Source organism: Pseudomonas sp. SWRI99, from assembly GCF_014270125.1.
Taxonomy (GTDB): Bacteria; Pseudomonadota; Gammaproteobacteria; order Pseudomonadales; family Pseudomonadaceae; genus Aquipseudomonas; species Aquipseudomonas hamedanensis.
This window is the reverse complement of the sequence record NZ_JABWQR010000030.1, coordinates 42,903-66,899: the sequence shown is the minus strand read 5'-3', so window position 1 is coordinate 66,899 and position 23,997 is coordinate 42,903. Positions and strand designations below refer to the sequence as shown.

Here is a 23,997-nt window from a genome sequence, read left to right as displayed (position 1 = left end):
TTGCGAAGCGACCCCCAAACCGGCAAAAGCGGTGCTTCAGAAAAACCGCATTGACTGGAATGGCGACTGCTCTGCAGTCGAGGCGGGAGCGAGCTCCCTCGCCACAAGAGTTGCCAAACGTTTGAAGCAACATCTCGCCCACAAAAGAGGCGCCTGTAAAGGCGCCTTTTTTGTTCAGATTCAGCGCCCGAGCAAGCGCGCCAACCCCACACTCATCGGCGTCTGCGGCGGCATTTCAAAGCGCTCCAGCAAGCGTCGGTTATCCGCCCGCGAATGGCGAATATCGCCCGAGCGCGCCGGCCCGTAACTCACGGGGGGCAACTCGCCAACCACCGATTCCAGCGCTCCCAGCATCTGCTTCAGACTCATCGCCTGATTCCAGCCGACATTCACCGCGCCTTCCTGTACTTCAGGCTTTTCAATCGCCTGCACCAGCAAATCGACCAGATCCCCGACATAGAGGAAATCGCGGGTCTGCTCGCCATCGCCAAACACGGTGATCGGCAGACCTTTCTGCGCGCGCTCGCTGAAAATGCTGATCACGCCCGAGTATGGCGAGGACGGATCCTGGCGTGGGCCGAAGATGTTGAAGAAACGGAAAATCGCCGGTTCCAGAGCATGCTGACGGCGATAGAAATCGAAGTAATGCTCACCGGCCAGTTTGTCCGAAGCATAGGGCGTCAGCGGTGCTTTCGGCGTGTCTTCGTCAATCGACTCGCCCTCGCCGTTGTTGCCGTACACCGCCGCGCTGGAGGCATAGACCACACGTTTGACCCCGGCCAGGCGCATGGCTTCGCAGACATTCAGCGTGCCGATGAAGTTGCTCTGGTGCGTTCTCACCGGATCGTCCACCGAGGCCTGCACCGAAGCCACGGCCGCCAGATGAGCGACAGCAACGCAACCTTGCATTGCCTGCGCGACCAGCGCGGCATCGGCGACATCGCCGACCCGCAGTTCAACCTTCGGATTGTCCAGCGGCAGGTTGCTGCGCTTGCCGGTCGACAGATCGTCCAGTACGCGCACCGCATAGCCCTTGGCGAGCAAGGCGTCGGTCAGGTGCGAGCCGATGAAACCGGCTCCGCCGGTGATTAAAACAGTCCCTTCAGCCATGACGATAAAACCTGTCCAGTAAGGCCGGGAGCGCGGCGCGCCAGGCGCGCGGCTTGATCCCGAACGTGTGCAGAATCTTCTTGCAGGCCAGCACGGCGTGTTGCGGCTCTTCGGCAGCGTCCGGACGGGCGGCGTGCGCCTGCGCGGTCGGTGCTTCGATGGCCAGCGCGTGCAGGCTGCGTGCTTCGGTGAGAATCGCCTGGCCCAGCGCCAGTGGCGTGGTCGCTTCGTGGCCGGCGTAGTGATAGGTGCCCCACAGCGGTGCGGCGCAATCGAGTTGCTTGAGCACGGAAATGATCACCCGCGCAGCGTCGTCGACCGGGGTCGGATTGCCGCGACGGTCGTCGGCCATCAACAACTCTTCCGGCTTTTCGGCTCGGGCGAGAAAACGCCCGAGGGTGCCATCCGGGCTGTCATCGAGCAGCCAGCCGAAACGCAGCAGGACATGTTGCGGGCAGGTCGCGCGCACACTTTGCTCGATCCGCCACAACGCCTGGCCGCGCAGCCCCAGCGGCACGGGCTCGTCTTTTTCGCTGTAAGCGGTGGCGCGCGAGCCGTCGAACACCCGGTAACTGGATGGCTGCACGAGAATGATGTTGTGGTGCTGGCACAATTCGGCGAGGCGCTCGACCGCTCGCTCCTGTCCGGCCATGCGGCTTTCACTGACGGTTTCGGCCTGGAACCAGTCGAAATAGTAGGCGAGGTTGATCAACGCATCGGGACGCGTGTCGTCGAGCAATTGGGTCAGGCTCGCGGCATCCCAGCCGTTTTCGGGCGGGCGGGGGGCGAGGAAACCGATGTCTTCCTCCGCACCGAGGCGAATCAGCGCCTGCCCAAGGGCATTTCCGCCGCCCAGTAACATAAGGCGCATTCGCATAGAGTCAGCAGGCCCAGTCTGATTGGAACGATGGCTTTAGCGACGGAACACGGGGAACCGTCGTCGATAATTGCCGGAATCGTTGCATTTTGCGGGTTTAGTGCGCAACCGTCATCCGTAAAGTGTACATCCGCGGATTTGCCCCCCCCTGTGGCGAGGGAGCTTGCTCCCGCTCGGCTGCGCAGCAGTCGTAGTTGGGTTGTCCCTGCCAACCAGAATGGGAGTCCTTCGGCCTCCAGCGGGAGCAAGCTCCCTCGCCACAGGGATACCGCTCAACTGGCCAGACTTGCATCTTGCTGCCCCCGCCCGCATAACTTTATCCATGAATCTGCCCCTCCCCGCCAACAGTGCTCTGGCAGGCTTCCACCCTGCCGTCAGCGCCTGGTTCAGCAATACCTTCCCGGCGGTCACCGCCGCCCAGGCCCGCGCGTGGCCGTTGATCCGCCAGCGCCGTTCGACGCTGATCGCCGCGCCCACCGGCTCGGGCAAAACCCTGACCGCGTTCCTTGCCGTGCTCGATGACCTCGTCCACCGAGGCCTGGAACACCCTGACGGCCTGCCCGCCGAAACCCTGGTGGTCTACGTCTCGCCGCTGAAAGCGTTGTCCAACGACATCCAGATCAACCTGCAAAATCCGCTCGCCGGCATCACCGCGCAGTTGCGCGAAACGGGCCTGCCGGAGTTGACCATCAGCACCGCCGTGCGCACGGGCGATACGCCGCAGAAAGAGCGCGTGGCGATGCGCAAGACCGCGCCGCACATTCTGGTGACCACACCGGAGTCGCTGTACGTGCTGCTCGGCTCAGAATCCGGGCGCAAGATGCTCGGCACCACGCGCACGGTGATCATCGATGAGATCCACGCCATGGCCGGGGGCAAACGCGGCAGTCACTTGGCCTTGAGCCTGGAAAGGCTGCAAGCGTTGTGCAGCGAGCCACTGACCCGCATCGGCCTGTCGGCAACGCAGAAACCGTTGGCCGCCGTGGCGCAGTTTCTGGTCGGGCAGGATCGCCCCTGCGAAATCATCGACATCGGCCACGCCCGCCCACGGGACCTCGGCATCGAAGTACCGCCCGTGCCGTTATCGGCAGTCATGGCCAACGATGTCTGGGCGTTGGTGTATGACCGCCTCGCCGAACTGGCGCGCGAGCATCGCACCACGCTGATATTCGTCAACACCCGGCGCCTCGCCGAGCGCCTCAGCCGCCATCTGAGCGAACGGCTCGGCAAGCAGGCCGTGGCGGCGCACCACGGCAGCCTCGCCAAGGAGTTTCGCCTGGATGCCGAACAACGGCTCAAGCGCGGTGAGTTGCAGGTGCTGATCGCTACCGCGTCGCTGGAGCTGGGCATCGATATCGGCGAAGTCGATCTGGTCTGTCAGATTAGTTCGCCGCGTTCGATTGCCGCGTTCCTGCAACGGGTTGGCCGTTCCGGGCACCAGGTCGGCGGCACGCCCAAGGGCCGGTTGTTCGCCACCACCCGCGACGACCTGATCGAATGCGCCGCCCTGCTCGACTGCGTGCGCCGTGGCGAGCTCGATACCCTGCACATCCCCGAGGCGCCGCTGGACGTGCTGGCGCAGCAGATCATTGCCGAGGTCAGTTGCCAGGAGTGGTCGGAAGACGCCCTGCTGGCGATGTTGCGCAAAGCCTCGCCTTACCGCGATCTCGACGAAGAACATTATCAGGCGTTGCTGAGCATGCTTGCCGAGGGCTACAACGGCCGCCAGGGCATCCGCAGCGCTTACCTGCACCGCGACGCTGTCAGCCGCACCCTGCGCGGCCGGCGTGGCGCGCAACTGACCGCCGTGACCAGTGGCGGGACGATTCCCGACAATGCCGATTACAGCGTGCTGCTCGAACCACAGGGCTTGAACATTGGCAGCGTCAACGAAGACTTCGCCGTGGAAAGTATCGCCGGCGACGTGTTCCAGCTCGGCAATACCTCCTACCGCATCCTGCGGGTGGAGAGCGGCAAGGTGCGCGTCGAGGACGCGCAGGGCATGCCGCCGACGATTCCGTTCTGGCTCGGCGAAGCGCCGGGCCGCAGTGATGAGCTGTCGGCCGCCGTGGCGCGTCTGCAAGCGCAACTGGACGGGTTGCTCAGCGCCAGTCCCGGCAATCTGCAACCGGCCCTCGACTGGCTGACCGCCACCCTGGGCCTCAACCTCGCCAGCGCCGAGCAACTGGTCGAATATCTGGCCCGAGCCCGTCAGGCCCTCGGCGCCCTGCCCTCGCAGGACACGTTGCTGATGGAACGGTTTTTCGACGAATCCGGCGGCACGCAACTGATCATCCACACGCCATTCGGCAGCCGCATCAACCGCGCCTGGGGCCTGGCGTTGCGCAAGCGTTTCTGCCGCACGTTCAATTTCGAATTGCAGGCCGCTGCCAGCGAAGACGCGATCGTGCTGTCGCTGTCGACCAGCCACAGTTTCGAACTTGATGAGGTCTGGCGTTACCTGCACAGCAACAGCGCCGAACATCTCCTGATTCAAGCGGTACTCGATGCACCGCTGTTCGGCGTGCGCTGGCGCTGGAATGCCGGGGTGGCGCTGGCACTGCCGCGTTTTACCGGCGGGCGCAAAGTCGCGCCACAATTGCAAAGAATGAAAAGCGAAGACCTGATCGCCAGCGTGTTTCCCGATCAGATTGCCTGCCTGGAAAACCTCGCTGGCGAACGGGAAATACCCGAGCATCCCTTGATCGAACAGACCCTCGACGATTGTCTGCACGAAGCGATGGACTGCGAAGGCTGGCTGACCCTGCTGCGGCGCATGGAGCGTGGCGAGGTGCGCCTGATCAGTCGCGACCTGCCGGCGCCCTCGCCACTGGCGGCGGAAATTCTCAGCGCCCGGCCGTACACCTTTCTGGATGACGCGCCGCTTGAGGAACGCCGAACCCAGGCGGTGATCAATCGGCGCTGGAGCGATCCGCAATCGACCGATGACCTCGGCGCGCTGGACGCCGACGCTATCCGCGCGGTGCGCGAAGAGGCCTGGCCGTCGCCCAACTCCGTGGACGAAATGCACGAAGCACTGATGAGCCTCGCCTGCGTCAGCGATGCGGAAGCGCAGGCCAATGCGGGTTGGCTGGAGTGGTTGCAGACGTTGATGGCCAGCGGGCGCGCCTGCTTGCTGCAGATAGACCCCGACCGTCAGCTATGGCTGGCTCGCGAACGGTTGAGTTGCCTGCAAGCACTTTATCCACAGGCGACGTTGGCGAGCGCAGCGGTGGCGCTGCCCGGTTTCGACGAAGCGTGGACATTCGACGATGCTCTGGTCGAAGTGATCCGCGCCCGCCTCGGCGCCTTCGGGCCGATACCCTTGCCCGCCATCGCCGAGCCGCTTGCCCTTTCAGCCGCGCAAGTCAATCAGGCCCTCGTCCGACTGGAGCGCGAAGGTTATGTCTTGCGCGGCCAGTTCACGCCCAAGCGTGCGGTTGAGGAGTGGTGCGAGCGCCATCTGCTCGCGCGTATCCATCGCTACACGGTCAAACGTCTGCGCCGGGAAATCGAACCGGTGGTGCTACAGGATTTCATGCGTTTTCTGTTCGACTGGCAGCATCTGACGCCGGCCACGCAAGGCCAGGGCAGCGCGGTGTTGCAGGCGATTGTCGGGCAGTTCGAGGGCTATCCGGCGGCGGCTTCGGCGTGGGACAGCGACATCCTCCCGGCACGCCTCAAGGACTATTCGCCGAGCTGGCTGGATGAGCTGTGCCGCAACGGCAAACTGGTATGGACGCGTATCAGCGCACGGCAGGGTGGCAGCGGCACGGCGTTGCGCAGTACGCCGATCGTGTTGTTGCCGCGCAGTCAGGTCGGCACGTGGCGTGCGTTGGCCGAGCAGACACCGGTCAGCGAGCTGTCGCCGAAAGCGCAAAAGGTCTTTGAGGCATTGAGTCAGCACGGCGCACTGTTTTTCGATGAGCTGGTTCATGAGGCGCACCTGCTGCGCGCCGAACTGGAAATCGCCTTGCAGGAACTGGTTGGCGCCGGGCTGGTGAACGCCGACAGCTTCGCCGGCCTGCGCGCGTTGATTACCCCGGCGAGCAAGCGTCAACAGCGCAGCAGCCGGCGCGGACGCGGTGCATTTATTGGCGGGATGGACGATGCCGGGCGTTGGGCATTGCTGCGCCGAGCTTCGACGGTTGATGCGACCGCGACACTTGAACACGTCGCCAAGACTCTGCTGCGCCGCTACGGCGTGGTGTTCTGGCGTTTGCTGGAGCGCGAAGCGGATTGGCTGCCGAGCTGGCGCGAATTGTTACGCACGTTTCATCGGCTGGAGGCGCGGGGCGAGATTCGTGGCGGGCGGTTTGTCAGCGGTTTGGCGGGTGAGCAATTTGCGCTGCCTGAGGCGATCCCGTTATTGCGCGAAGTGCGCCGGCGCCCGCATGAGGGTGCTCTGGTGGCGGTGTGTGGGGTTGATCCGTTGAATCTGGCCGGGACGTTGTTGCCGGGCGTGAAAGTGCCGGCGCTGGCGAGCAATCGGCTGGTGTATCGCGATGGGGTTCCGGCGGCGGCGATGGTTGCTGGCAAGCAGCAGGTGTGGGTGGCGCTGGATCAAGTCGCCATGGAGCAGATAGGCAGGAAATTGATCCGGCATTGATGTGGGCCGATCTGGCCTCTTCGCGGGCAAGCCCGCTCCCACAGTGATTTGTGGTGTGCATTGCATTCAAGCATCCCCCAGAACCTTGTGGGAGCGGGCTTGCCCGCGAAGAGGCCGGCAGATTCACCGCACACCCCAGATCAGGTCCGCGATTCCTGAGGCACCACCATCGTCGTATGCTCAGACGCCACATCATCTACTTGCTGGCGCTTCGGCAAAAAAACCTGCTGTGGATAAGTTTGCGCAAAATGCACGTTCGGGGTGTTATCCACAAGCTTCTTCAAGCGCTGATTGAACGCCCGGCTCACCGCATACTGCCCACCGGACACCGTACGGAACTGCGCCGTCAGGACTACGCCGTTCAAATCCATCTTGTCCACACCGAACACGTCCAGCGGCCCTTGCAGGTTGTACTTGAGGAACGGGTCTTCGCGAATCGAGTCGCCGGTCTCGCGAATCAGTTCGATGGCTTTGTCCACGTCCGTGTCGTAGGTGAACTGCACCGAGAAGAACGCAAAGGCAAACTGCCGCGATTGGTTGGTCACAGCCTTGATCTGACCGAACGGCACCGAGTGTACGAAGCCTTTACCGTCGCGCAGACGCAGGGTACGGATGGTCAGGCCTTCGACGGTGCCGGCATGCCCGGAGTCGAGCACCACCCAGTCGCCGATCGACAGGGTGTCTTCGATGATAATGAACAGCCCGGTGATGACGTCCTGGACCAATTGCTGTGAGCCGAAACCGATCGCCAGACCGACCACCCCGGCACCGGCCAGCAGCGGCGCCACGTTGATCCCCAGGTTGGCCATGGTGGTGATCGCGCAGATCACCACCAGAATGATTTTGATCGCGTTGCGCAGCAACGGCAGGATGGTTTTCACCCGCGTGCTCGGCTGGCGCGCGGCGCGTTTGTTGAGCGGCGGTTTCAGCGCCTCCTGAATCGCTGTGTCGAGGACCACCCAGAGCAGCCATGTCACCAGAAAGATCAGGCCGATGCTGCTCAAGGCATTGCTGATCGCCCGGCCGACCGTGCTGCTCTGGGCAAAGTCGAGCAACGACACGCCCCAGATCCGCCCGAGAATGTCGATGAAGACAATCGCGATGACAATCCGCAACAACGCATGCAGCAAGCTGAGAAAACGCTCCTTGTAGGCACTGCTGCGCTGGATCGTTTCGGCCTTGCGCGACTTGAACAGGTGCTGCAGCACGGTGCTGAGAAACACCGTGGCGATCAGCAACACCGTGGTGAACAGCGCGCAACGCAGAGTCTTCTGGTTGTCCTCGCCGATGCCGATCAGGTTGACCGCCGACACCAGCACCATCAGCACGATCGGCCAATACCACAGCCCGGAAAAAATCCGCAGCGACTCCTGTAAGGATGGCTGTTTCAGCCGCTGGCTCAGTGAACGATTGCGGATCAGGTGCGCCACCGGACGGCGCAGGCGAATCACCAGCAAGCCGAAAATGACCGAAGCAATCAGCCCGGTGAACACGGCGATGCTGCTGGTGATATTGCCGCCCAGTTGCCGGGCGATCTGCGGGCTGGTCAACGCATCGCTGAGGGCGGCGAGAAAACCGATCAGGAACAGCGGCCGCGGGCAGAATTCACGGATGATCCGCGCGGCCGTGCGCTTGTGGCCGACGTTAAACATCACCACCACACACAACAACATCGAGGTGGAAAAAATCCCGCTGCTGGTCGCATACGCCAGACACAGCGCCAGCGCTCGCCCCACCGAAGCTTGCAGAAAATGGCTGACGTACAGGGTCAGCGGCAGGCTGATCAGCGCGGGCACGGTATACGGCAGCACGTAACCCAGCAGATCCTGGCTGCGCTGGCGCGTGCGCAGCCAGCGACGTTCGCGCAATCGCCTGGCCAGCAGCCCGCCAAGCACCGTCAGCAGCGCAAAACTGCCCAGCCATGCGCCCGACAGCGTGAGGAAATCGACAGCGATGCTCCAGCCCGAGCGGTTTGATGGCTGATTGACCAGCTTGTCGACCTCGTCCGCCGCACGGTCGGCGCGCAGGCGCCAGGCGTCGACGAGGTGCTCGTTGAGGTCGAGTTTGTCCTGCACATCGTCAATGCTCGTGCTGATCGCCCCGAGCAGACCGCCCTGCACCAGCGGCTCGGGTTCGGCGGGTTTCTCGGCGCTGGCGGAAACACCCGGCAACGCCGCGGCCTCCAGCTCGTTGGCGCCGAGAAACAACAGCGCTCCCAGCACAATGGCGATCCTGAACTTGAGCAAAACTGCGGTCTCCCGTGACTGAACCGTGTAAGGAACTGATCGGTAATTGCGCGGCAAGTTCAGCCATTGACACCACACATGCCCCGTGTGGGACATATCCTGTGGGAGCGAGCCTGCTCGCGAATGCGCACTGTCAGTAGAGAACCCTGCGACTGACCCAGCGCTCTCGCGAGCAGGCTCGCTCCCACAATGGCTGGAGGGGCAATGCTCAATCGCGACCGTCCGTAACGCCATCGAAACTTTCGCGCCTGCCGCGCAGTCAGCAGAAAACACCGGCAACACGAGGACTGACTACAGGAGGACGGGATGGCGACGATTCACATCGGTATTTCAGGCTGGCGCTACACCCCGTGGCGCGGGGATTTTTACCCGAAAGGACTGGCTCAGAAACGCGAATTGCAGTTCGCCTCGCGGGCCGTCAACAGCATCGAAATCAATGGATCGTTCTATGCCCTGCAACGGCCCGAACGCTATGCCCAGTGGTACGCCGAAACACCCGCCGACTTCGTTTTCAGCGTCAAGGCCCCACGCTTCATCACCCATGTGCGGCGCCTGCGTGAAATCGAAAAACCGTTGGCCAATTTCTTCGCCTCAGGCGTGCTGGAACTCAAGGAAAAACTCGGCCCGATCCTTTGGCAGTTTCCGCCAAGCTTCAAGTTCGACGCCGAGCGCTTCGACCAGTTTCTCGCGCAATTGCCCCACGATACCGAGGCGGCCGCCGCCCTCGCTCGCCAGCACGATTCACACCTGCCCGGCCGTGCAAGCGTCAAGGCGTGGCGCAAGCAACCCCTGCGTCATGCCGTGGAAATTCGTCATGAAAGCTTCATCGACCCGGATTTCGTCCGCCTGCTCAAACGTCACAATACCGCCCTGGTCGTTGCCGACACCGCCGGTAAATGGCCCTACCGCGAAGACCTCACCAGTGACTTTGTCTACCTGCGCCTGCACGGTGCCGAAGAACTCTATGCCAGCGGTTATTCCGAGGACGCGCTCAAGCGCTGGGCCGAGCGTATCGATGCCTGGCATCACGGCCGGCAGCCCGCCGATGCACACTTGATTGCGCCACGTTTGAAACCGCGCGCACGCAAATCCCGCGAGGTGTTCTGCTACTTCGACAACGACATCAAAGTCCGCGCGCCCTATGACGCGCGTAACCTGTTGCATCGTTTCGATCTCGATAAAGACCTTGCCACCACGCCGGGGCAAGTCGCGGCCGAAGGAGTGCTGTCATGAGCATTCCCGAACCGGTCGGTTTCACCGATGAAGGCGCCGTGGTCGCGCCATCGGTGCGCAGCTTCACCGTGCTGACGGTCAACACCCACAAGGGCTTCACCGCCCTCAATCGGCGCTTCATCTTGCCTGAGCTGCGCGAAGCGGTGCGCAGCGTCGCCGCCGACGTGGTTTTTCTGCAGGAAGTCCATGGCACCCATGAGCAGCACCCCAAGCGCTACAACAACTGGCCGACGATGCCGCAGTACGAGTTTCTCGCCGACAGCCTCTGGCCGCAGTTCGCCTACGGGCGCAACGCGGTGTACCCGGCGGGCGATCATGGCAATGCCCTGCTGTCGAAATTCCAGATCATCCGCCACGACAACCTCGATGTATCGATCAGCGGCCATGAAAACCGTGGCCTGCTGCATTGCGTGCTGCGCCTGCCCGGTGACGGCGCCGAAGTCCACGCGATCTGCGTGCACTTGGGTCTGCGTGAAAGCCATCGCAACGCGCAGCTGGCGTTGCTGATGCAACGTCTCGGCGAGTTGCCCGCCGACGCGCCGGTCATCGTCGCCGGCGACTTCAACGACTGGCGCCAGCGCGCCGATGCGCAGCTCACGCCCTGCGGCCTGCGTGAAGTGTTCGCCGAGCACAATGGCAAACCGGCGCGCAGCTTTCCGGCGCGATTGCCGGCGCTCAGGCTCGATCGCATCTACGTGCGCAACCTCAAGGCCAGCCGGCCAAAAGTCCTGACCAACCGCCCCTGGTCGCACCTGTCCGACCACGTCCCGTTATCGGTGGAGATTGAACTATGAACAGTGCGCCACTGGAGAAATCCACCGTGGACTCCGTCCCGCTCAACCCACCGGTCCGCGAGCCCGGCCACGTTGATGTCGAATATCAATGGCAGGGCAACAACCGCGTGCAACTGCTGGAGAACGGCGAGGAATATTTCCCCAGGGTGTTCGCAGCGATGCGCGCGGCCAAGAGCGAAATTCTCCTGGAAACCTTCATCGTCTTTGAAGACAAGGTCGGCGCCGAGCTGCAACAGATCCTCATCGAAGCGGCCCAGCGTGGTGTGCGCACCACGGTCAGCCTCGACGGTTTCGGCTGTGGCGAATTGAGCCCCGGATATCTCACGGCACTGAGCGACGCCGGCGTGCACCTGCAAATCTTCGATCCGGCGCCGAAACATCTGGGGATCCGCACCAACTGGTTCCGCCGTTTGCATCGCAAAATCGTGGTGGTCGACGGCCTGATCGCGTTCATTGGCGGGATCAATTTTTCCGGCGATCACCTGGCCGATTTCGGCCCGGAAGCCAAGCAGGATTATTCCGTGGAGATTCAGGGCCCGGTAGTCGCTGATATCCATCATTTCGCCCTGCTGCAAAGCGGCCGTCCGGGACGTGCGCGGTTCTGGTGGCAGCGTCGGCGTCAGCGTCGCGCAGAAATGGCGTTCAGCGAACACGATGGTCAGGTACGCCTGGTGTTCCGCGACAACGACCAGCACAACACCGATATCGAGGATGTCTATTTACAGGTGCTGCGCCAAGCCAAGCGCCGCGTGATCATCGCCAACGCCTATTTCTTCCCTGGCTATCGCCTGTTGCGCGAGATCCGTAACGCGGCGCGCCGGGGTGTTGAGGTGCGGCTGATTCTGCAAGGTCAGCCGGACATGCTGGTGGCCAAACTGGCGGCACGCATGACTTACGATTACCTGCTCAAGGCGGGCGTGCAGATTCATGAATATTGCGAGCGCCCCCTGCACGGCAAAGTCGCCTTGGTGGATGACGACTGGAGCACCGTCGGTTCGAGCAATCTCGACCCGTTGAGCCTGTCGCTGAACCTGGAAGCCAACGTGCTGATCCGCGACCGCGCGTTCAATCAGCACTTGTTCGAACGCCTCGAAGACCTCAGCCGCAACCACTGCAAAGCCATGGATCCCAAGCGCCTGCCCCGTGGACGAATCTGGCACATGACCGTGGGTTTCCTGGTGTTCCACTTTCTACGGCATTTCCCGGCAATCGCCGGCTGGCTGCCGGCGCATAAACCGCGGCTCAAGCCTTTTCGAGGAGAGTTTAAATGAGCCGAACCCAAGCACAGTCCACCGCTGATTCGGCGCCAGCCAGCCACTCGAAATGGAGCCGCTGGAAGCGCCCGTTGACCCTGCTGTTCTTCCTCGCCCTGATCGTTCTGCTGACCATGTTCGCCACTCGCATCGAATGGGCCGAAGTGCTGCAGACCCTCGCCGATTTCAAGGTGCGCACGCTGCTCATCGCCGCGAGCGTGACGCTGTTGAGTTTTCTGGTGTACGCCAGTTTCGACCTGATCGGGCGCACCTACATTCGTCAGGATTTGACCTGGAAACAGATCCTGCCGGTGGGCGTGATCAGCTATGCGTTCAACCTGAACCTGAGTGCCTGGGTGGGCGGCATCGCCATGCGCTATCGCCTGTATTCGCGGCTGGGCGTGAGCAAAGGCAACATCGCCAAGATCCTTGGCCTGAGTCTGGCAACCAATTGGTTCGGCTACATGACCATCGCCGGTGTGGTGTTCAGCAGTGGTCTGGTGCGCATGCCGCCGGGCTGGAAACTGAGCAGCGATGCGTTGCAGTGGGTGGGCGTGCTGTTGCTGTTGATCAGCGCCGGTTACCTGGCGGCGTGTCAGTTTTCCAAGCGTCGCGAATGGACGATTCGTGGCGTGGAAATCAACCTGCCGTCGCTGCGCATGGCGGTGCTGCAACTGTTGCTGGGCGCGTTGAACTGGTCGTTGATGGCGGCAGTCATCTTCACGCTGTTGCCGAGCAAGCTGGATTATCCGCTGGTGCTCGGCGTGCTGCTGATCAGCGCGATTGCCGGGGTCATCACCCATATTCCGGCGGGGCTGGGCGTACTCGAAGCGGTGTTTGTGGCGCTGCTGCAGCATGAGGCATCGCGGGGCAGCCTGGTGGCGGGACTGCTGGCGTACCGGGCAATTTACTTTCTGCTGCCGTTGTTGATTACCGTGGTGATGTATCTGGTGGTGGAGGCCAAAGCCAAGGCGCTGCGGATCGAGAAGAAACCTTCCTGAGATTGTTGTTGAATGGGAAATAGCTATCGCGAGCAGGCTCACTCCTACAAGGAGAACGCATTCCAAATGTAGGAGTGAGCCTGCTCGCGATAGCGTCCTCAAAAGCCCCGGAAATCACCAGGCCTGAGTAATGCTCAACCCTTCCCCGCCCCACCCGCACCCCTATTTGGAATGAGTTCTACCTGTGGGAGCGGGCTTGCTCGCGAAGAGGCCCGAGGAAACAACCCATCATCTGGATTGAATGATGCTCAACCGCTCGCCCACCACCATTTCGGTAATCCAGTCCACCAGAATCGAGGTATAGGCCTGCTGCGACACCGGGTCGCTCAACGCATGGTCGGCGCCGTCGATAATCCGGTGCGTCAGTGAATGCGTCTGCTGGCACGCGGCGCGGTAACTCATGATCGTCGCGTGCGGCACGAAATCGTCGGTTTCCGATTCCACCAACAGCACATCCCCGGTGAACTGCGAACAAGCGTGCAGCGCACGGTTGCTGTCGGCGGGCACCAGTGTGCCGCGGTAGTCACGTAAATCCGCTTTGTCCAGATCACGCTTGGGCGTGTGCCATTGTTCGTCGCGATACAGCGCCGGCACTCGCAGCGCCAACCAGCGCACCGGGCGCAAGGACGTGAGGATCGAGGCCAGATAGCCACCGTAACTGGTGCCCACCACGGCAATCGCCGAGGTGTCGAGCGCCGGATGCGCCAGCAGGCGGTCGTAGGCCGCCAGCAGGTCGCGCAGGTTGTCCTCACGGGTGACGCGGCTCAACGGGATGCCGGTGCCGCCGGTATGCCCGCGCAGGTCGAACGTCAGACACACGCAACCCAGACCGGCGATACCTTTGGCACGCTCAAGGTCGCGCTCCTGACTGCCGCCCCAACCGTGGACAAACAACACCCCCGGCACCTTCGATTTGGGACTGAGAAACGTCCCGCTCATCTGTTCATCATCAATGTCGATTTGAATGCTTTCGCTTCTAGCCGTCATAGGGTTTGACCGTTACGTATTTGAGAAGAAAGGCGCTGTTTTCGGCCGGGCCGCGATAGACCTCGATGGCGTCCGCCGGCAGCGCCTGATCGATGTAGGTTTCCACGGACGACACGCGGATAGCGCGTATCCCTGGATCGTTGACGAAAGCTTGCAGCGCGGCAATTTCCGCGCTGCTGGCCCCGCCCATGCGCCACGATTGCTCAAGCACCCCGCTGCGCCTGTTGCCACTGGCATCCAGGCCTTGGGCGATGTCGTAATTGCGCCGCGAGGCAAAGAATCGTGGGTAGGCTTCATCGGCGGCGTTATCGAACACCTGGGCCTGTTCGATCGCCAGACGCACATCGTCGGGCAGATCCAGCGCCAGCAACGCGTCATAACCGCCCTGCACCACCAGCAGGTTCGAGCCGCCGTAGACCTCTTCGCCCTGACCGTCTTCGGTCAGGTACTGGTCACCGCAGTAGCTCAGCACCCTGCCGCCAATGAACGACTGGCCGACGCTGTGGGTGACGACCTGACTCAGGTCCTGCTCCAGCACCACGCCTTCGCTGAAGATCTTTTGCGCCTCGGGGCGGGCGAGGATTTCGTCGAACGCGTCGAGGCTTTTGATTACTTCCTGGCCTCGGCCGGCACAAGCGTGAATCGGCTTCAAGCGGATCGGCCCGGCGTACAGCAAATGCTCGGCGGCCGGCCGCGCATCCTCCAGCGCAAATACGCTGAGGCCGTCGAGCACCACGTTGCGCACGTGCTCGGAGAACAGCGGCGACCAGCCCTGCGGCGCCCGGGCCAGATGGCTGCGTAAACCGTGGCTGATGGCTTTGGTGCAGATGAAATCGTATTCGACGTAACCGCCCCACAGATCATCGGGACCTTTGATCCCCAGCGCTTGCGCATTGGCCGCACCGACGATGGTCTGTGTCGGCAGCCAATACACATCGCGCCCCTGATGCTTTCCGGGATCGTAGCTGCCGCCGAATGTGCAGCCGAGAATCTGCGCCAGCCAGCGGGCCAGGGCCTTGTTGGTCTGGACTTCATGTTGCGGCGCGTCGGCACGCAGCGAGTGCGCGACGACGATTTTGCTACTGAGTGTCGGGGTCATGCGTTCCCCTTGCATCGGTTCGTGGGTTCAGCAAGGAAAAGTGCAGAGATCAGGCCAATGGCTGATCCGCAGAAAACGCCCGGTAACCGGGCGGTTGGCGAAACGGTGCTGGCACCGCGCCTGTTTCAAACTGCACGACGGCGCGCGAAAGTCCGGCAAATTGCACGATCCGACAGCTCGGCCATCACCCCTGTGGGAGCGGGCTTGCTCGCGAAGGCGGCGTGTCAGATACATCAATTTCCATTGATACACCGCATTCGCGAGCAAGCCCACAGGGTTAATGCAGTGCCTGGACTACCGCGTCAGGCCGAACCTGGCGCGATAATCACTCGGCGCCAGCCCGGTAATTTTCTTGAAGATCGTGCGAAACGCGCCCGGGTCCTGATAGCCCACCGTCCAGGCGATGTGATCGATGGTGCCGTTGGTGAACTCGAGCATTTCCCGCGCCTTGCCCACCCGCAGGTGCTGGCAGTACTCGGTCGGTTTCAAACCGGTCGCGGCACGAAAACGTCTCAGAAAGGTGCGCTCTTCCAGCCCCGCTCGCTCAGCCATTGCCGTCAGCGAGACCTCCGTCGCCCCGGTGCTTTGCAGCCAGTGCTGGACCTTGAGAATCGCCGCGTCGCCGTGGCTGAGGATCGGCGCAAAATTGCTGCCACATTCGCTGGCGCTGTCGCTGTGTTCCATCACCAGAAAACGCGCGGTCGCGGTGGCGATGCTCGGGCCGAGCAGGCGATCGACCAGACGCAATCCCAACTCGGACCAAGCCATCAGACCGGCCGTGGTGATCAGGTCGCCGTCGTCGACAATCGGCGTATCCGCCTTGAGTTTAATCAGCGGGTAACGCTCGGCAAACGCCTCGGCCGAGGTCCAGTGGGTGGTGGCGCTACGGCCATCGAGCAAGCCGCTTTCGGCAAGCATCAGCGAACCCACGCACACACCGCCCAGCGTCGCGCCGCGGGCATGCTGCTCGCGCAGCCATTGCTTCAGACTGGCGGGCATCTGCGCCGCGCTGAAACCGCCGAGCGACGGTGGAATCAGTACGGCCAGCAAAGCGTTTCGGCTGCCCGGGTGGCTGTCATACACCGGCGTCGGCACTTGCTCGCCTTCAACCTGCCAGTGACTGACCCGCAGCTCGGGCAATTGCACCGCCGCATATTCGCCGGCGATGCGGTTGGCCACGGCGAACAGATCGGTCAACCCGTGCACCGCCGCCAGTTGCGCGCCGGGATAAATCAGCACGCCCAATTCAGCCGTGGCGGCTTTTTCTGCAGGCATTGTCAGTTTTCCCCTGTCTATTGTCGGCGCGGCCAATCCTCGAATCGTCGGCCAGCGCCAATACTGAAGCCACACCCGATCACAACCCCGAGGACACTCCCATGGCCAAGCAAGCGCTCATCGTAGTCGATATCCAGAACGACTACTTCTCCCAAGGCAAGTGGCCGCTGGTCGGCGCCGACGCTGCTGCCGATAACGCCGCGCGGCTGATCGCGGCCTTTCGCGAAGCGGGCGATTCGGTGGTGCATATTCGCCACGAATTCACCTCCGAAGATGCGCCGTTTTTCACCCCAGGCTCCGAGGGCGCCAAACTGCATCCCAAAGTGCTCAATCAGGCTGGCGAGCCTGTGGTGCTCAAGCACTTCGTCAACTCGTTCCGTGAAACCGAACTTAAATCGGTTCTCGACGAACAAGGCATCACGGATCTGGTGGTGATCGGCAGCATGAGCCATATGTGCATCGATGGCATCACTCGCGCGGCGGCAGACATGGGCTATGGCGTGACGGTGATTCACGATGCCTGCGCCAGCCGGGATCTGCAATTCAATGGCCTGACCGTGCCGGCCGCGCAGGTGCACGCAGCATTTATGTCGGCACTGGGTTTCGCCTACGCCAGCGTGGTGTCGACCGACGAGTTCCTGCGCAGCAACGCCTAGCAACAACTGAAAAACCCACTGGCCCGCCGCGTTGCGGGCCTTTTTGCGTCTGTCATGAAAATCTCACGCGTGAGTCATTGATGGCACTTTGCATTGGTTGTAGTGTGGCCCATGCGTGAGATGTTCATAACCGGGTCATAGCCATGAAAAGCCGCTCTACGACGACTGCCGCCGCAAGCCCCAAGGGCGAGCGAGCCAAGGCGTCCGCGAAAAAACCGTCGAGCTTCTACATGAAGCAGATGCGCGCAGGCTTGGCCGCCGCCGGTTATGTCAAACACGAAACTTGGGTGCTTCCGGAAAACCGAAGCTTGCTCAAGCAAATGGAGCAACAGCTACGCCAACCGATTCAGGCTGGCTCTTTCATGTCGGAGAATTACATGAGCGCAGGCAACAACTGGACCATCGACAGCCTCTTCAATGCCCTCAAGGCCCTGGACGAGGTAGTCTCCCAAGAGATTTCGCTGTCCCTGATCCAGAGCTCCGAGCCGAGCATCAAGCTGGAGATGAATGAATTCGGCGGCCTGCCGATTCACATCGCCCTGGCCGGCCAGCAGATCATCGTCGACACCGTGCTGGTGGACATCGATTCGATCAGCGATGTGCACGCCTTCAACGATGCCGTATTGCGCAGCCGCGAAATGTTCCCGCTGTCGTCGATCGGTATCGAGTCGATGCCCAACGGCCAGACCGTTTACAACATGTTCGGCGCCCTCAGCGCCGATTCGAGCCTGACCAACATCGTCACCGAGGTGAAAACCCTGGTCGACAATGTGCAGCGCGCCAGCGAAGCCTTCGAACACTTCTTCAAGTAATCAACAGGGAATATCCAATGACTCAGTCCATCTGGAGCAAGTTGTTCACCGCGCTGCGCGGCGGCGCCAATGAAGTCGGCGAAGCCATCGCCGACCAGCAGGCCCTGCGCATCCTCGATCAGGAAATCCGCGACGCCGACAGCGCGCTATCCAACGCTCGTCGCGAACTGGTCACTATCATGGCCAAGCACAAACTGGCCGCCGACCGCGTCAGCGAATACGACGCCAAGATCAAGGACCTCGAAGCCAAGGCCGTTGCCGCGCTGAACGCCGGCCGCGAAGATCTGGCGCTGGAAGTGGCCGAAGCGATTTCGACCCTGACCAACGACCTGGATGCCGAGAAGAAGCTCAGCGATGAGTTCGGCGCCTACGCCGAGAACATGCGCAAAGACATCAGCAAGGCCGAGTCGCGGATCAAAAGCCTGCGCCAGCAAGTGGACATGGCCAAGGCCCGCGACAGCGTACAGAAGGCGCAGGTCAGCGCTTCGATTGCTAGCGGCGGCGCCAACGGCAAACTGGAAACCGCCGTGGGCACCCTGAACCGTCTGCAAGCCAAACAGCAGCAACGCGCGGCCGAACTCAGCGCGGCGGACGAACTGGCCGACGCCTCCACCGGCAACGACCTGGAACGCAAACTGCGCGACGCCGGCATCACGCCGAACGAAGGCAGCGCCAATGCGATTCTTGAGCGGCTGAAGCAGAAGTCCGCACAGTAATCCGTTACGCAACCCCCTGTAGGAGTAAGCCTGCTCGCGATGAGGCCGGAACAATCAACTTCAGTGTTGACTGACCCGCCGCCATCGCGAGCAGGCTCACTCCTACATTGTTTGCACCGCGCAATTCCTTCTGCTCGAACGCACCTGTGCCCGTTACACTAGCGCCACTTTTTCGCCCCCGAACACCTCCACCCGCTTCAAGGAACGTACCCATGGGATGGTTTAAAGACTTGCTGGGCACCAGCAACTGGCAGACCGCTGCGCCAACGACCACCGCTGCCAGTGGCCCGCTGGGCATGGCGCAAGGCAAAGGCGTACGGTTCGACACAACCCTGGCGCTGTTGCTGGAAGGCTCGACCTCGGTGCGGGTGCCGTTCGATCAAGCGGTGTGGAGCGCCGGTTGGGTCGATCTCGGCCAGTCCAACAAACTGCACCGCTATTACATGAACGACGAGGATTTCTGGGTGCAGATCCACGTCACTGGTGAAGACCAGATCGAGTCGGTCACCCTCTTCAATTACCTCAGCTACGTGACGGTCAACAGTGACGCCGAACTGCAGCGTCTGGCCGGCCCGAACAGCCTGATCGGTCTGCCGGGCTATACCCACGACGGTGTCGAATACACTCGCGAGTGGGGCACCGAACAGGGCCAGACCGAACTGGTGCCGATGACCGAACACGTGGCCAACCCGGACGAGTCCTACACCATCAAACACCACTCGATACTCTATGCCCGCGACACCGGCCTGACCGATCGCCGCGAACTGCTGCTGTTTTCCGTCGAGCAGGACGAAGAAGGCACTGTCAGCCTAAGCACCTCGCTGGGCATCTCGCTGTACACGACTGATTTGAGCGCCATTTAAAAAAGGAAGTTTTTCATGCTGGAAGTGCTGGCCGTTTCCCTGAACAAAACCGCACTGGTCGGTTTTGTCGTCTACCTGATCGGCGCCGTTTTGCTGTTCATGCTGTTTCAATTCGTCTATACGCGCATCACCGCGCACAAGGAATTCGAACTGATCCGCGCTGGCAATACCGCGGCCGCTATTGCCCTGTCCGGAGCGATCATCGGCTTCGCCATTCCGGCGAGCAACGTGATTGCCTACTCGGTCAACGTGCTCGACTTTGTACTCTGGGCAGTCATAGCGGCAGTCGTGCAATTGCTGGCGTTCGTCGCTACGGGGCTGGTGCTCAAGGGCACGTCCCAGCGCATCGCCAATGGCGAAGTCGCCGCCGGCATTTACGTGGCCGCCGTGGCGATCAGCGTCGGCATGCTCAATGCCGCGTGCATGACCCCCTCCAACTGATCGGCAGGACGCCTTCGATGAAACGCAGCAAATACGTGCAATTGTCCCTCGCCGCGTCGGTGGCGATGGCCATTTCCGGTGAAGCCGCGGCGGTGGATCAGCCGCGCAGTTTCCAGAGCGTCGAACAATGCGTCGATGCCGAACTGGCCGCCGATGTCTGCTCCAACGCCTACGTCGCCGCTCTGACCGAGCACCGGCGCATCGCCCCGGCGTACGACGACAAAGCCAAGTGCGACGCAGATTTTGCCGCCGACTGGTGTCAGAAAAACTCCGATGGCCGCTTCGTCCCGAAACTCGGCGGTTTCAAAGTGCCGCAGAGCGGTGACGCGCCACAGAATCTCGACGCCATCGCCGATGCGCAGATGCCGGCGGGTGATGCCGCGTCAGTACAGGGTTCGAACACGTCGCAGGTTGCCACTGGCGGCGGCAACGGCTGGCTCACCGGTTGGCTGATCGGCAACGCGATGAGCAACAACGCCAACCGCACCGTCTACCGCGACCGTGAAACGCGCCAGCCGTACAACACTTCGACGCAATATCGCAGAGCTGAAACGACGACGCGCAGTCAGGCGGATTACGAGAGCAGCAAAAGCAAACCGGTGAACGTGGCGTCGTCGACTTCGCGCGGCGGCTTCGGCAGCCAGTCCAGTGCGCGCAGCGGTTGGGGTGGCTGGGGCAGCAGCTCCGGGCGCTCGAGCAGCTGACATGAAAAAGATCCATTGCGCCGAGCGCCCCGACTGGAAACACACCGCCGAAAGCCTCGGTTTCATGTTCCACACCATCGACGACGAACCCTATTGGGACGAAAGCGCCTACTACCAGTTCAGCCTCGCGCAGATCGAAAACGATCTCGAAGATCCGACCACCGAACTGCATGAGATGTGCATGGACCTGGTCGAGCGCGTAGTGAACAGCGAAGAGTTGCTGGATCGCCTGAGCATCCCGGCGGCGTACTACGACATGATCCGCACGTCCTGGCGTGAAGGTCATCCGCATCTGTACGGTCGCATGGACTTCTCCTACAACGGCAGCGGCCCGGCGAAACTGCTGGAGCTCAACTACGACACGCCGACCAGCCTCTACGAAGCGGCGGCGTTCCAGTGGGGCTGGCTGGAACAATGCATCGAACGCGGTACCCTGCCGCGCCATGCCGACCAGTTCAACAGCATCGACACGCGGCTGCATCAGGCCTTTGCCGAGTTGCAATTGAAGCGGCCATTCTACTTCGCATCGATGAAAGACTCGGTCGAGGACAAAGGCACCACCGACTACCTGCGGCTGATCGCAGAAAAGGTCGGCATCGAATCGCGGCACATCGATATCGAGGACATCGGCCTGACGGCTGAAGGTCGCTTTGTCGATCTGCAGGATCGCTGGATCCCGCACCTGTTCAAGCTGCACGCCTGGGAATTCATCTTCCACGAACCATTTGGCGCGGCGATTGCCGAGTGCGATACGCAGTTTTTCGAGCCGGCGTGGAAGGCGATCCTGTCGAACAAAGGCGCGTTGCCGCTGCTGTGGGAACTGCACAAGGGCCATCCGAACCTGCTCGCCGCACACCTCGATCCGAATCCGGGCGGCGCCGTGCCAAGGGGCTGGGTGCGCAAGCCGTACTTTTCCCGGGAAGGCGCGAACATCGAGCTGCAAACAGCGGACGGTCTGATCGTAAAAGAGGACGGGCCTTACACCGATGCGCCGTTCATCCTGCAAGAGTTCGCGCCGTTGCCGAAGTTTGGCGACAGCTACACGCTGATCGGCTCCTGGGTGATTGGCGATCAGGCGGCGGGGATTGGCGTGCGCGAGGACAACAGTCTGATCACCAAGAATTCCAGCCGGTTCTTACCGCACCTGATACTCGACTGAAGCACTTATATCCCAGTGTCGGCTTGGCGGCGATGACGGACCTCGGTCGCCTCATTGGTTGATTGATCCGGGCCATCGCTGGCAAGCCAGCGCCCACACTCAAGCGGTACCCTGAGCGGTTCGTTCATCCTGTGCACGATCCCACAAACGCACTTGCAGGCTGTTATGCACCGCAGTCGCGCAAACTGCCGCCTGGCCTGTAGCGACGCTGAGTTGCTTGAGCGAGTCGACGACATCCCCGACCGCGTAAAGCCCGTCGATCGATGTGCGTTGGTGGCTGTCAACGCGCACAGCGCCCTCCTCGTCGACCTGCGCACCCAGTTGCACCGCCAGCTCCGAGCGGTATTGCGAGCCGAGCGACGGATAGACGATATCGAAGCAAAAGGCTTCGCCCTTGCCCACCGTCACGAGAACTTTGCCATCGCTCACTTCGATGGCCACGACCCGGTCATCGATCAGGCGTATCCCGGCGTGCCGCGCTGCCGCGACTGCCTCCTCACACGCTGGGTTATCACCCTCGACCAGCACCGTTACGCGGTCAGTGAAGTTGCGCAAAAACAGTCCGTGACTAATCGCGCAGTGTGCTTCGCCGTACACCGCGACGTTGTCACCGTTGATTTCGTAGCCGTCGCATATGGCGCATAGCCGAATGACCGACTGTGCGATGCCGTCGTAAGGGCGATCCATTTGCGGCAGGGTATCGACGATTCCCGTTGCCAGCACCACGCGGCGCGCGCTCAGCGTTCGGCCGTTGAGTTGCGCAACGAAACCGGTGCGGTTCTTGAGCAGACTTTCCACGCGCCCGGCTTCAATCGTCGCACCGTAAGACACCGCCTGCTCGCGCAATCGGCGGAGCAGGTCGTGACCCGATATACCTGGCGGGAAGCCGGGGTAATTGTGCGAAAGCGGAATCAGGCTCGCACGACTTTGCCCGCCGTCGGCAACCACGACTCGCCGGTGGAAGCGGCTCAGATAAACCGCCGTGGTCAGCCCTGCGGGACCGGCACCAACAACCAGGCAATCGACGTCGACATGATCGGCCTTGGCAGAGGCTGATTCGGGGCGATCAAAAACCTTGCGGTATTCGTCTGGATTAACTGACATGGCCTGCCCTCCTGAATGTTTTTTGACCCCGCTTGACTGACGACAGACAGATCGCGCGATCACCTCCGTTCGCAAACGGCAACGTCCGATGAGCGGTAACGTAAGTCGATGAAATGCAGCTTTTTTTCCGCTCGTCTGCTTAGGCGAAGCAGTTTCGAACCACGTCGCAACGCCATGGCTCGCATTTACATGACCCGCCGCATTCAATCCGTAAAAACTGATAAGACGCGACGCGGCGGATCCTTTGAAGTGCCACTGCCAGGAGTTTTCGCGATGTGTGAGTACATTGTTCAACATGATGTCGCCGAGGGGTTCGAAGCGCTGCTTGCCGCAACGCAGAATCAAAGTATCGGGAGTGCAATTGCGGTGGCGGACAGCAGCCTGCACCGAACCTGCGAACCGCAGGACAGCCAACACGTGATCAAGCCGAACATGCAGGTCGATGCCATACGCAGCCGCAACGGGGTTCTGGAATGCATCAAGGTTCGCTGGGGGTGGAAGCCTTTCTGGTCGATGGGAACAATGCCGCCGATGACTCACCTGCCTCTGCATCTGGTGATGCGTTCGAAGGTGTTCGACCGGGTCAAGCGCGACGGGCGCATGCTCATCGCTGTCGACGGCTGGTATGAAGCCTGCGAACCCGAGCAATCGAAAACCAACCACCGCCTCAGCTATACCACCTCGCGCCAGAGCGCACCGATTTTTCTCGCGGCGCTGGCGCAGGCCAGTGAACAATTCAATGGTTGTGACGGACTCACCCTGGTCACCCATGATGACAGCGCCACCAAGCAGCAACGCCTGCTGGCATTTACTGCCGAGGACGCACGGGTGTGGCTACGTCCCGATCTGCAATGGGAGCAGGCGCAGGAGCTGGCCATGCACATGGCACTGGCAGAACCGCAGTTGGAGCATGTCCTGGCCTCGCCGCGCAGCCTGCGCGGGCGATGAGCACGAACATGTTCTTTATCCAGGGCCGCTCGCGACCTCACAAGGCCACGTCGAGCGACCCTCCATCAATCCGCAAACGCTCAGGCACCCCGCCGTTGCGATTCGTGAGG

At 61.8% G+C, this 23,997-nt stretch carries 20 protein-coding genes; 13 read left to right on the top strand and 7 right to left on the bottom strand.

Annotated features, from left to right (window positions below; genetic code table 11):
• Nucleotides 1-180: 180 nt before the first annotated feature.
• Together HU743_RS22080 and HU743_RS22075 are read right to left on the bottom strand one after the other, a co-directional pair.
• Nucleotides 181-1,110: an NAD-dependent epimerase/dehydratase family protein gene (locus HU743_RS22080; protein ID WP_186651212.1), complete on the bottom strand. Its 930-nt coding sequence runs from the start codon at nt 1,108-1,110 to the stop codon at nt 181-183.
• The gene (locus HU743_RS22075; RefSeq protein WP_186546736.1) at nt 1,103-1,987 is read right to left on the bottom strand and encodes a sugar nucleotide-binding protein; all 885 of its coding nucleotides are present in this window, start codon (nt 1,985-1,987) and stop codon (nt 1,103-1,105) included. The genes HU743_RS22080 and HU743_RS22075 overlap by 8 nt, the downstream gene beginning before the upstream one ends.
• A gap of 322 nt (nt 1,988-2,309) precedes the next feature.
• On the opposite strand from HU743_RS22075, the gene HU743_RS22070 reads away from it, so the two are divergent.
• Nucleotides 2,310-6,596, top strand: a complete 4,287-nt coding sequence (locus HU743_RS22070) for a DEAD/DEAH box helicase (protein WP_186651210.1) — start codon at nt 2,310-2,312, stop codon at nt 6,594-6,596.
• 140 nt (nt 6,597-6,736) lie between these two features.
• Here the strand turns inward: HU743_RS22070 and HU743_RS22065 are convergent, their stop codons facing one another.
• Nucleotides 6,737-8,842 carry a mechanosensitive ion channel family protein gene (locus HU743_RS22065; protein ID WP_186651208.1) on the bottom strand — a complete coding sequence of 702 codons (2,106 nt, stop codon included), beginning with the start codon at nt 8,840-8,842 and terminating at the stop codon, nt 6,737-6,739.
• 306 nt (nt 8,843-9,148) lie between these two features.
• On the opposite strand from HU743_RS22065, the gene HU743_RS22060 reads away from it, so the two are divergent.
• From HU743_RS22060 to HU743_RS22045, 4 genes are read left to right on the top strand one after another with little or no spacing between them, the layout of a single operon-like run.
• The gene (locus HU743_RS22060) at nt 9,149-10,075 is read left to right on the top strand and encodes a DUF72 domain-containing protein (RefSeq protein WP_186651206.1); all 927 of its coding nucleotides are present in this window, start codon (nt 9,149-9,151) and stop codon (nt 10,073-10,075) included.
• Complete coding sequence (locus tag HU743_RS22055; protein ID WP_186546732.1) at nt 10,072-10,869, top strand: endonuclease/exonuclease/phosphatase family protein; 798 nt, start codon at nt 10,072-10,074, stop codon at nt 10,867-10,869. The genes HU743_RS22060 and HU743_RS22055 overlap by 4 nt, the downstream gene beginning before the upstream one ends.
• Nucleotides 10,866-12,140, top strand: a complete 1,275-nt coding sequence (gene clsB / locus HU743_RS22050) for a cardiolipin synthase ClsB (RefSeq protein WP_186631364.1) — start codon at nt 10,866-10,868, stop codon at nt 12,138-12,140. The genes HU743_RS22055 and clsB overlap by 4 nt, the downstream gene beginning before the upstream one ends.
• Complete coding sequence (locus tag HU743_RS22045; RefSeq protein WP_186619542.1) at nt 12,137-13,123, top strand: lysylphosphatidylglycerol synthase domain-containing protein; 987 nt, start codon at nt 12,137-12,139, stop codon at nt 13,121-13,123. Before clsB ends, HU743_RS22045 begins: the two co-directional genes overlap by 4 nt.
• Before the next feature lie 228 nt (nt 13,124-13,351).
• Here HU743_RS22045 and HU743_RS22040 read toward each other — a convergent pair whose 3' ends face one another.
• From HU743_RS22040 to HU743_RS22030, 3 genes are all read right to left on the bottom strand, one after another.
• The gene (locus tag HU743_RS22040; protein WP_186532304.1) at nt 13,352-14,110 is read right to left on the bottom strand and encodes an alpha/beta fold hydrolase; all 759 of its coding nucleotides are present in this window, start codon (nt 14,108-14,110) and stop codon (nt 13,352-13,354) included.
• Nucleotides 14,100-15,209 (bottom strand): DUF3182 family protein, encoded by a 1,110-nt coding sequence (locus HU743_RS22035; protein ID WP_186651204.1) that lies wholly within the window; start codon nt 15,207-15,209, stop codon nt 14,100-14,102. Before HU743_RS22035 ends, HU743_RS22040 begins: the two co-directional genes overlap by 11 nt.
• 294 nt (nt 15,210-15,503) lie before the next feature.
• The gene (locus tag HU743_RS22030) at nt 15,504-16,484 is read right to left on the bottom strand and encodes a GlxA family transcriptional regulator (RefSeq protein WP_186651203.1); all 981 of its coding nucleotides are present in this window, start codon (nt 16,482-16,484) and stop codon (nt 15,504-15,506) included.
• Nucleotides 16,485-16,585: 101 nt separating this feature from the next.
• On the opposite strand from HU743_RS22030, the gene HU743_RS22025 reads away from it, so the two are divergent.
• From HU743_RS22025 to HU743_RS21995, 7 genes are all read left to right on the top strand, one after another.
• Entirely contained in the window at nt 16,586-17,140 is a 555-nt protein-coding gene (locus HU743_RS22025; RefSeq protein ID WP_186651201.1) for a cysteine hydrolase family protein, read from the top strand.
• A gap of 143 nt (nt 17,141-17,283) precedes the next feature.
• Nucleotides 17,284-17,952: a YjfI family protein gene (locus tag HU743_RS22020; protein ID WP_186651199.1), complete on the top strand. Its 669-nt coding sequence runs from the start codon at nt 17,284-17,286 to the stop codon at nt 17,950-17,952.
• Between the two features lie 17 nt (nt 17,953-17,969).
• Nucleotides 17,970-18,668 carry a PspA/IM30 family protein gene (locus tag HU743_RS22015; RefSeq protein WP_186651197.1) on the top strand — a complete coding sequence of 233 codons (699 nt, stop codon included), beginning with the start codon at nt 17,970-17,972 and terminating at the stop codon, nt 18,666-18,668.
• A gap of 212 nt (nt 18,669-18,880) precedes the next feature.
• The gene (locus HU743_RS22010; RefSeq protein ID WP_186651195.1) at nt 18,881-19,531 is read left to right on the top strand and encodes a DUF2491 family protein; all 651 of its coding nucleotides are present in this window, start codon (nt 18,881-18,883) and stop codon (nt 19,529-19,531) included.
• Nucleotides 19,532-19,546: 15 nt separating this feature from the next.
• On the top strand, nt 19,547-19,972 hold the full coding sequence (locus tag HU743_RS22005; RefSeq protein WP_186546723.1) for a DUF350 domain-containing protein: 426 nt from the start codon (nt 19,547-19,549) through the stop codon (nt 19,970-19,972).
• 17 nt (nt 19,973-19,989) lie between these two features.
• Complete coding sequence (locus tag HU743_RS22000; RefSeq protein WP_186651193.1) at nt 19,990-20,676, top strand: DUF1190 domain-containing protein; 687 nt, start codon at nt 19,990-19,992, stop codon at nt 20,674-20,676.
• 1 nt (nt 20,677) lies between these two features.
• Nucleotides 20,678-21,835, top strand: coding sequence for a glutathionylspermidine synthase family protein (locus tag HU743_RS21995; protein ID WP_186651191.1), 1,158 nt, complete (start codon nt 20,678-20,680; stop codon nt 21,833-21,835).
• A gap of 99 nt (nt 21,836-21,934) precedes the next feature.
• Here the strand turns inward: HU743_RS21995 and HU743_RS21990 are convergent, their stop codons facing one another.
• The gene (locus tag HU743_RS21990; protein ID WP_186651189.1) at nt 21,935-22,939 is read right to left on the bottom strand and encodes an NAD(P)/FAD-dependent oxidoreductase; all 1,005 of its coding nucleotides are present in this window, start codon (nt 22,937-22,939) and stop codon (nt 21,935-21,937) included.
• A gap of 189 nt (nt 22,940-23,128) precedes the next feature.
• On the opposite strand from HU743_RS21990, the gene HU743_RS21985 reads away from it, so the two are divergent.
• Entirely contained in the window at nt 23,129-23,887 is a 759-nt protein-coding gene (locus HU743_RS21985) for an SOS response-associated peptidase family protein (RefSeq protein WP_186651187.1), read from the top strand.
• The last annotated feature ends 110 nt before the right edge of the window (nt 23,888-23,997 follow it).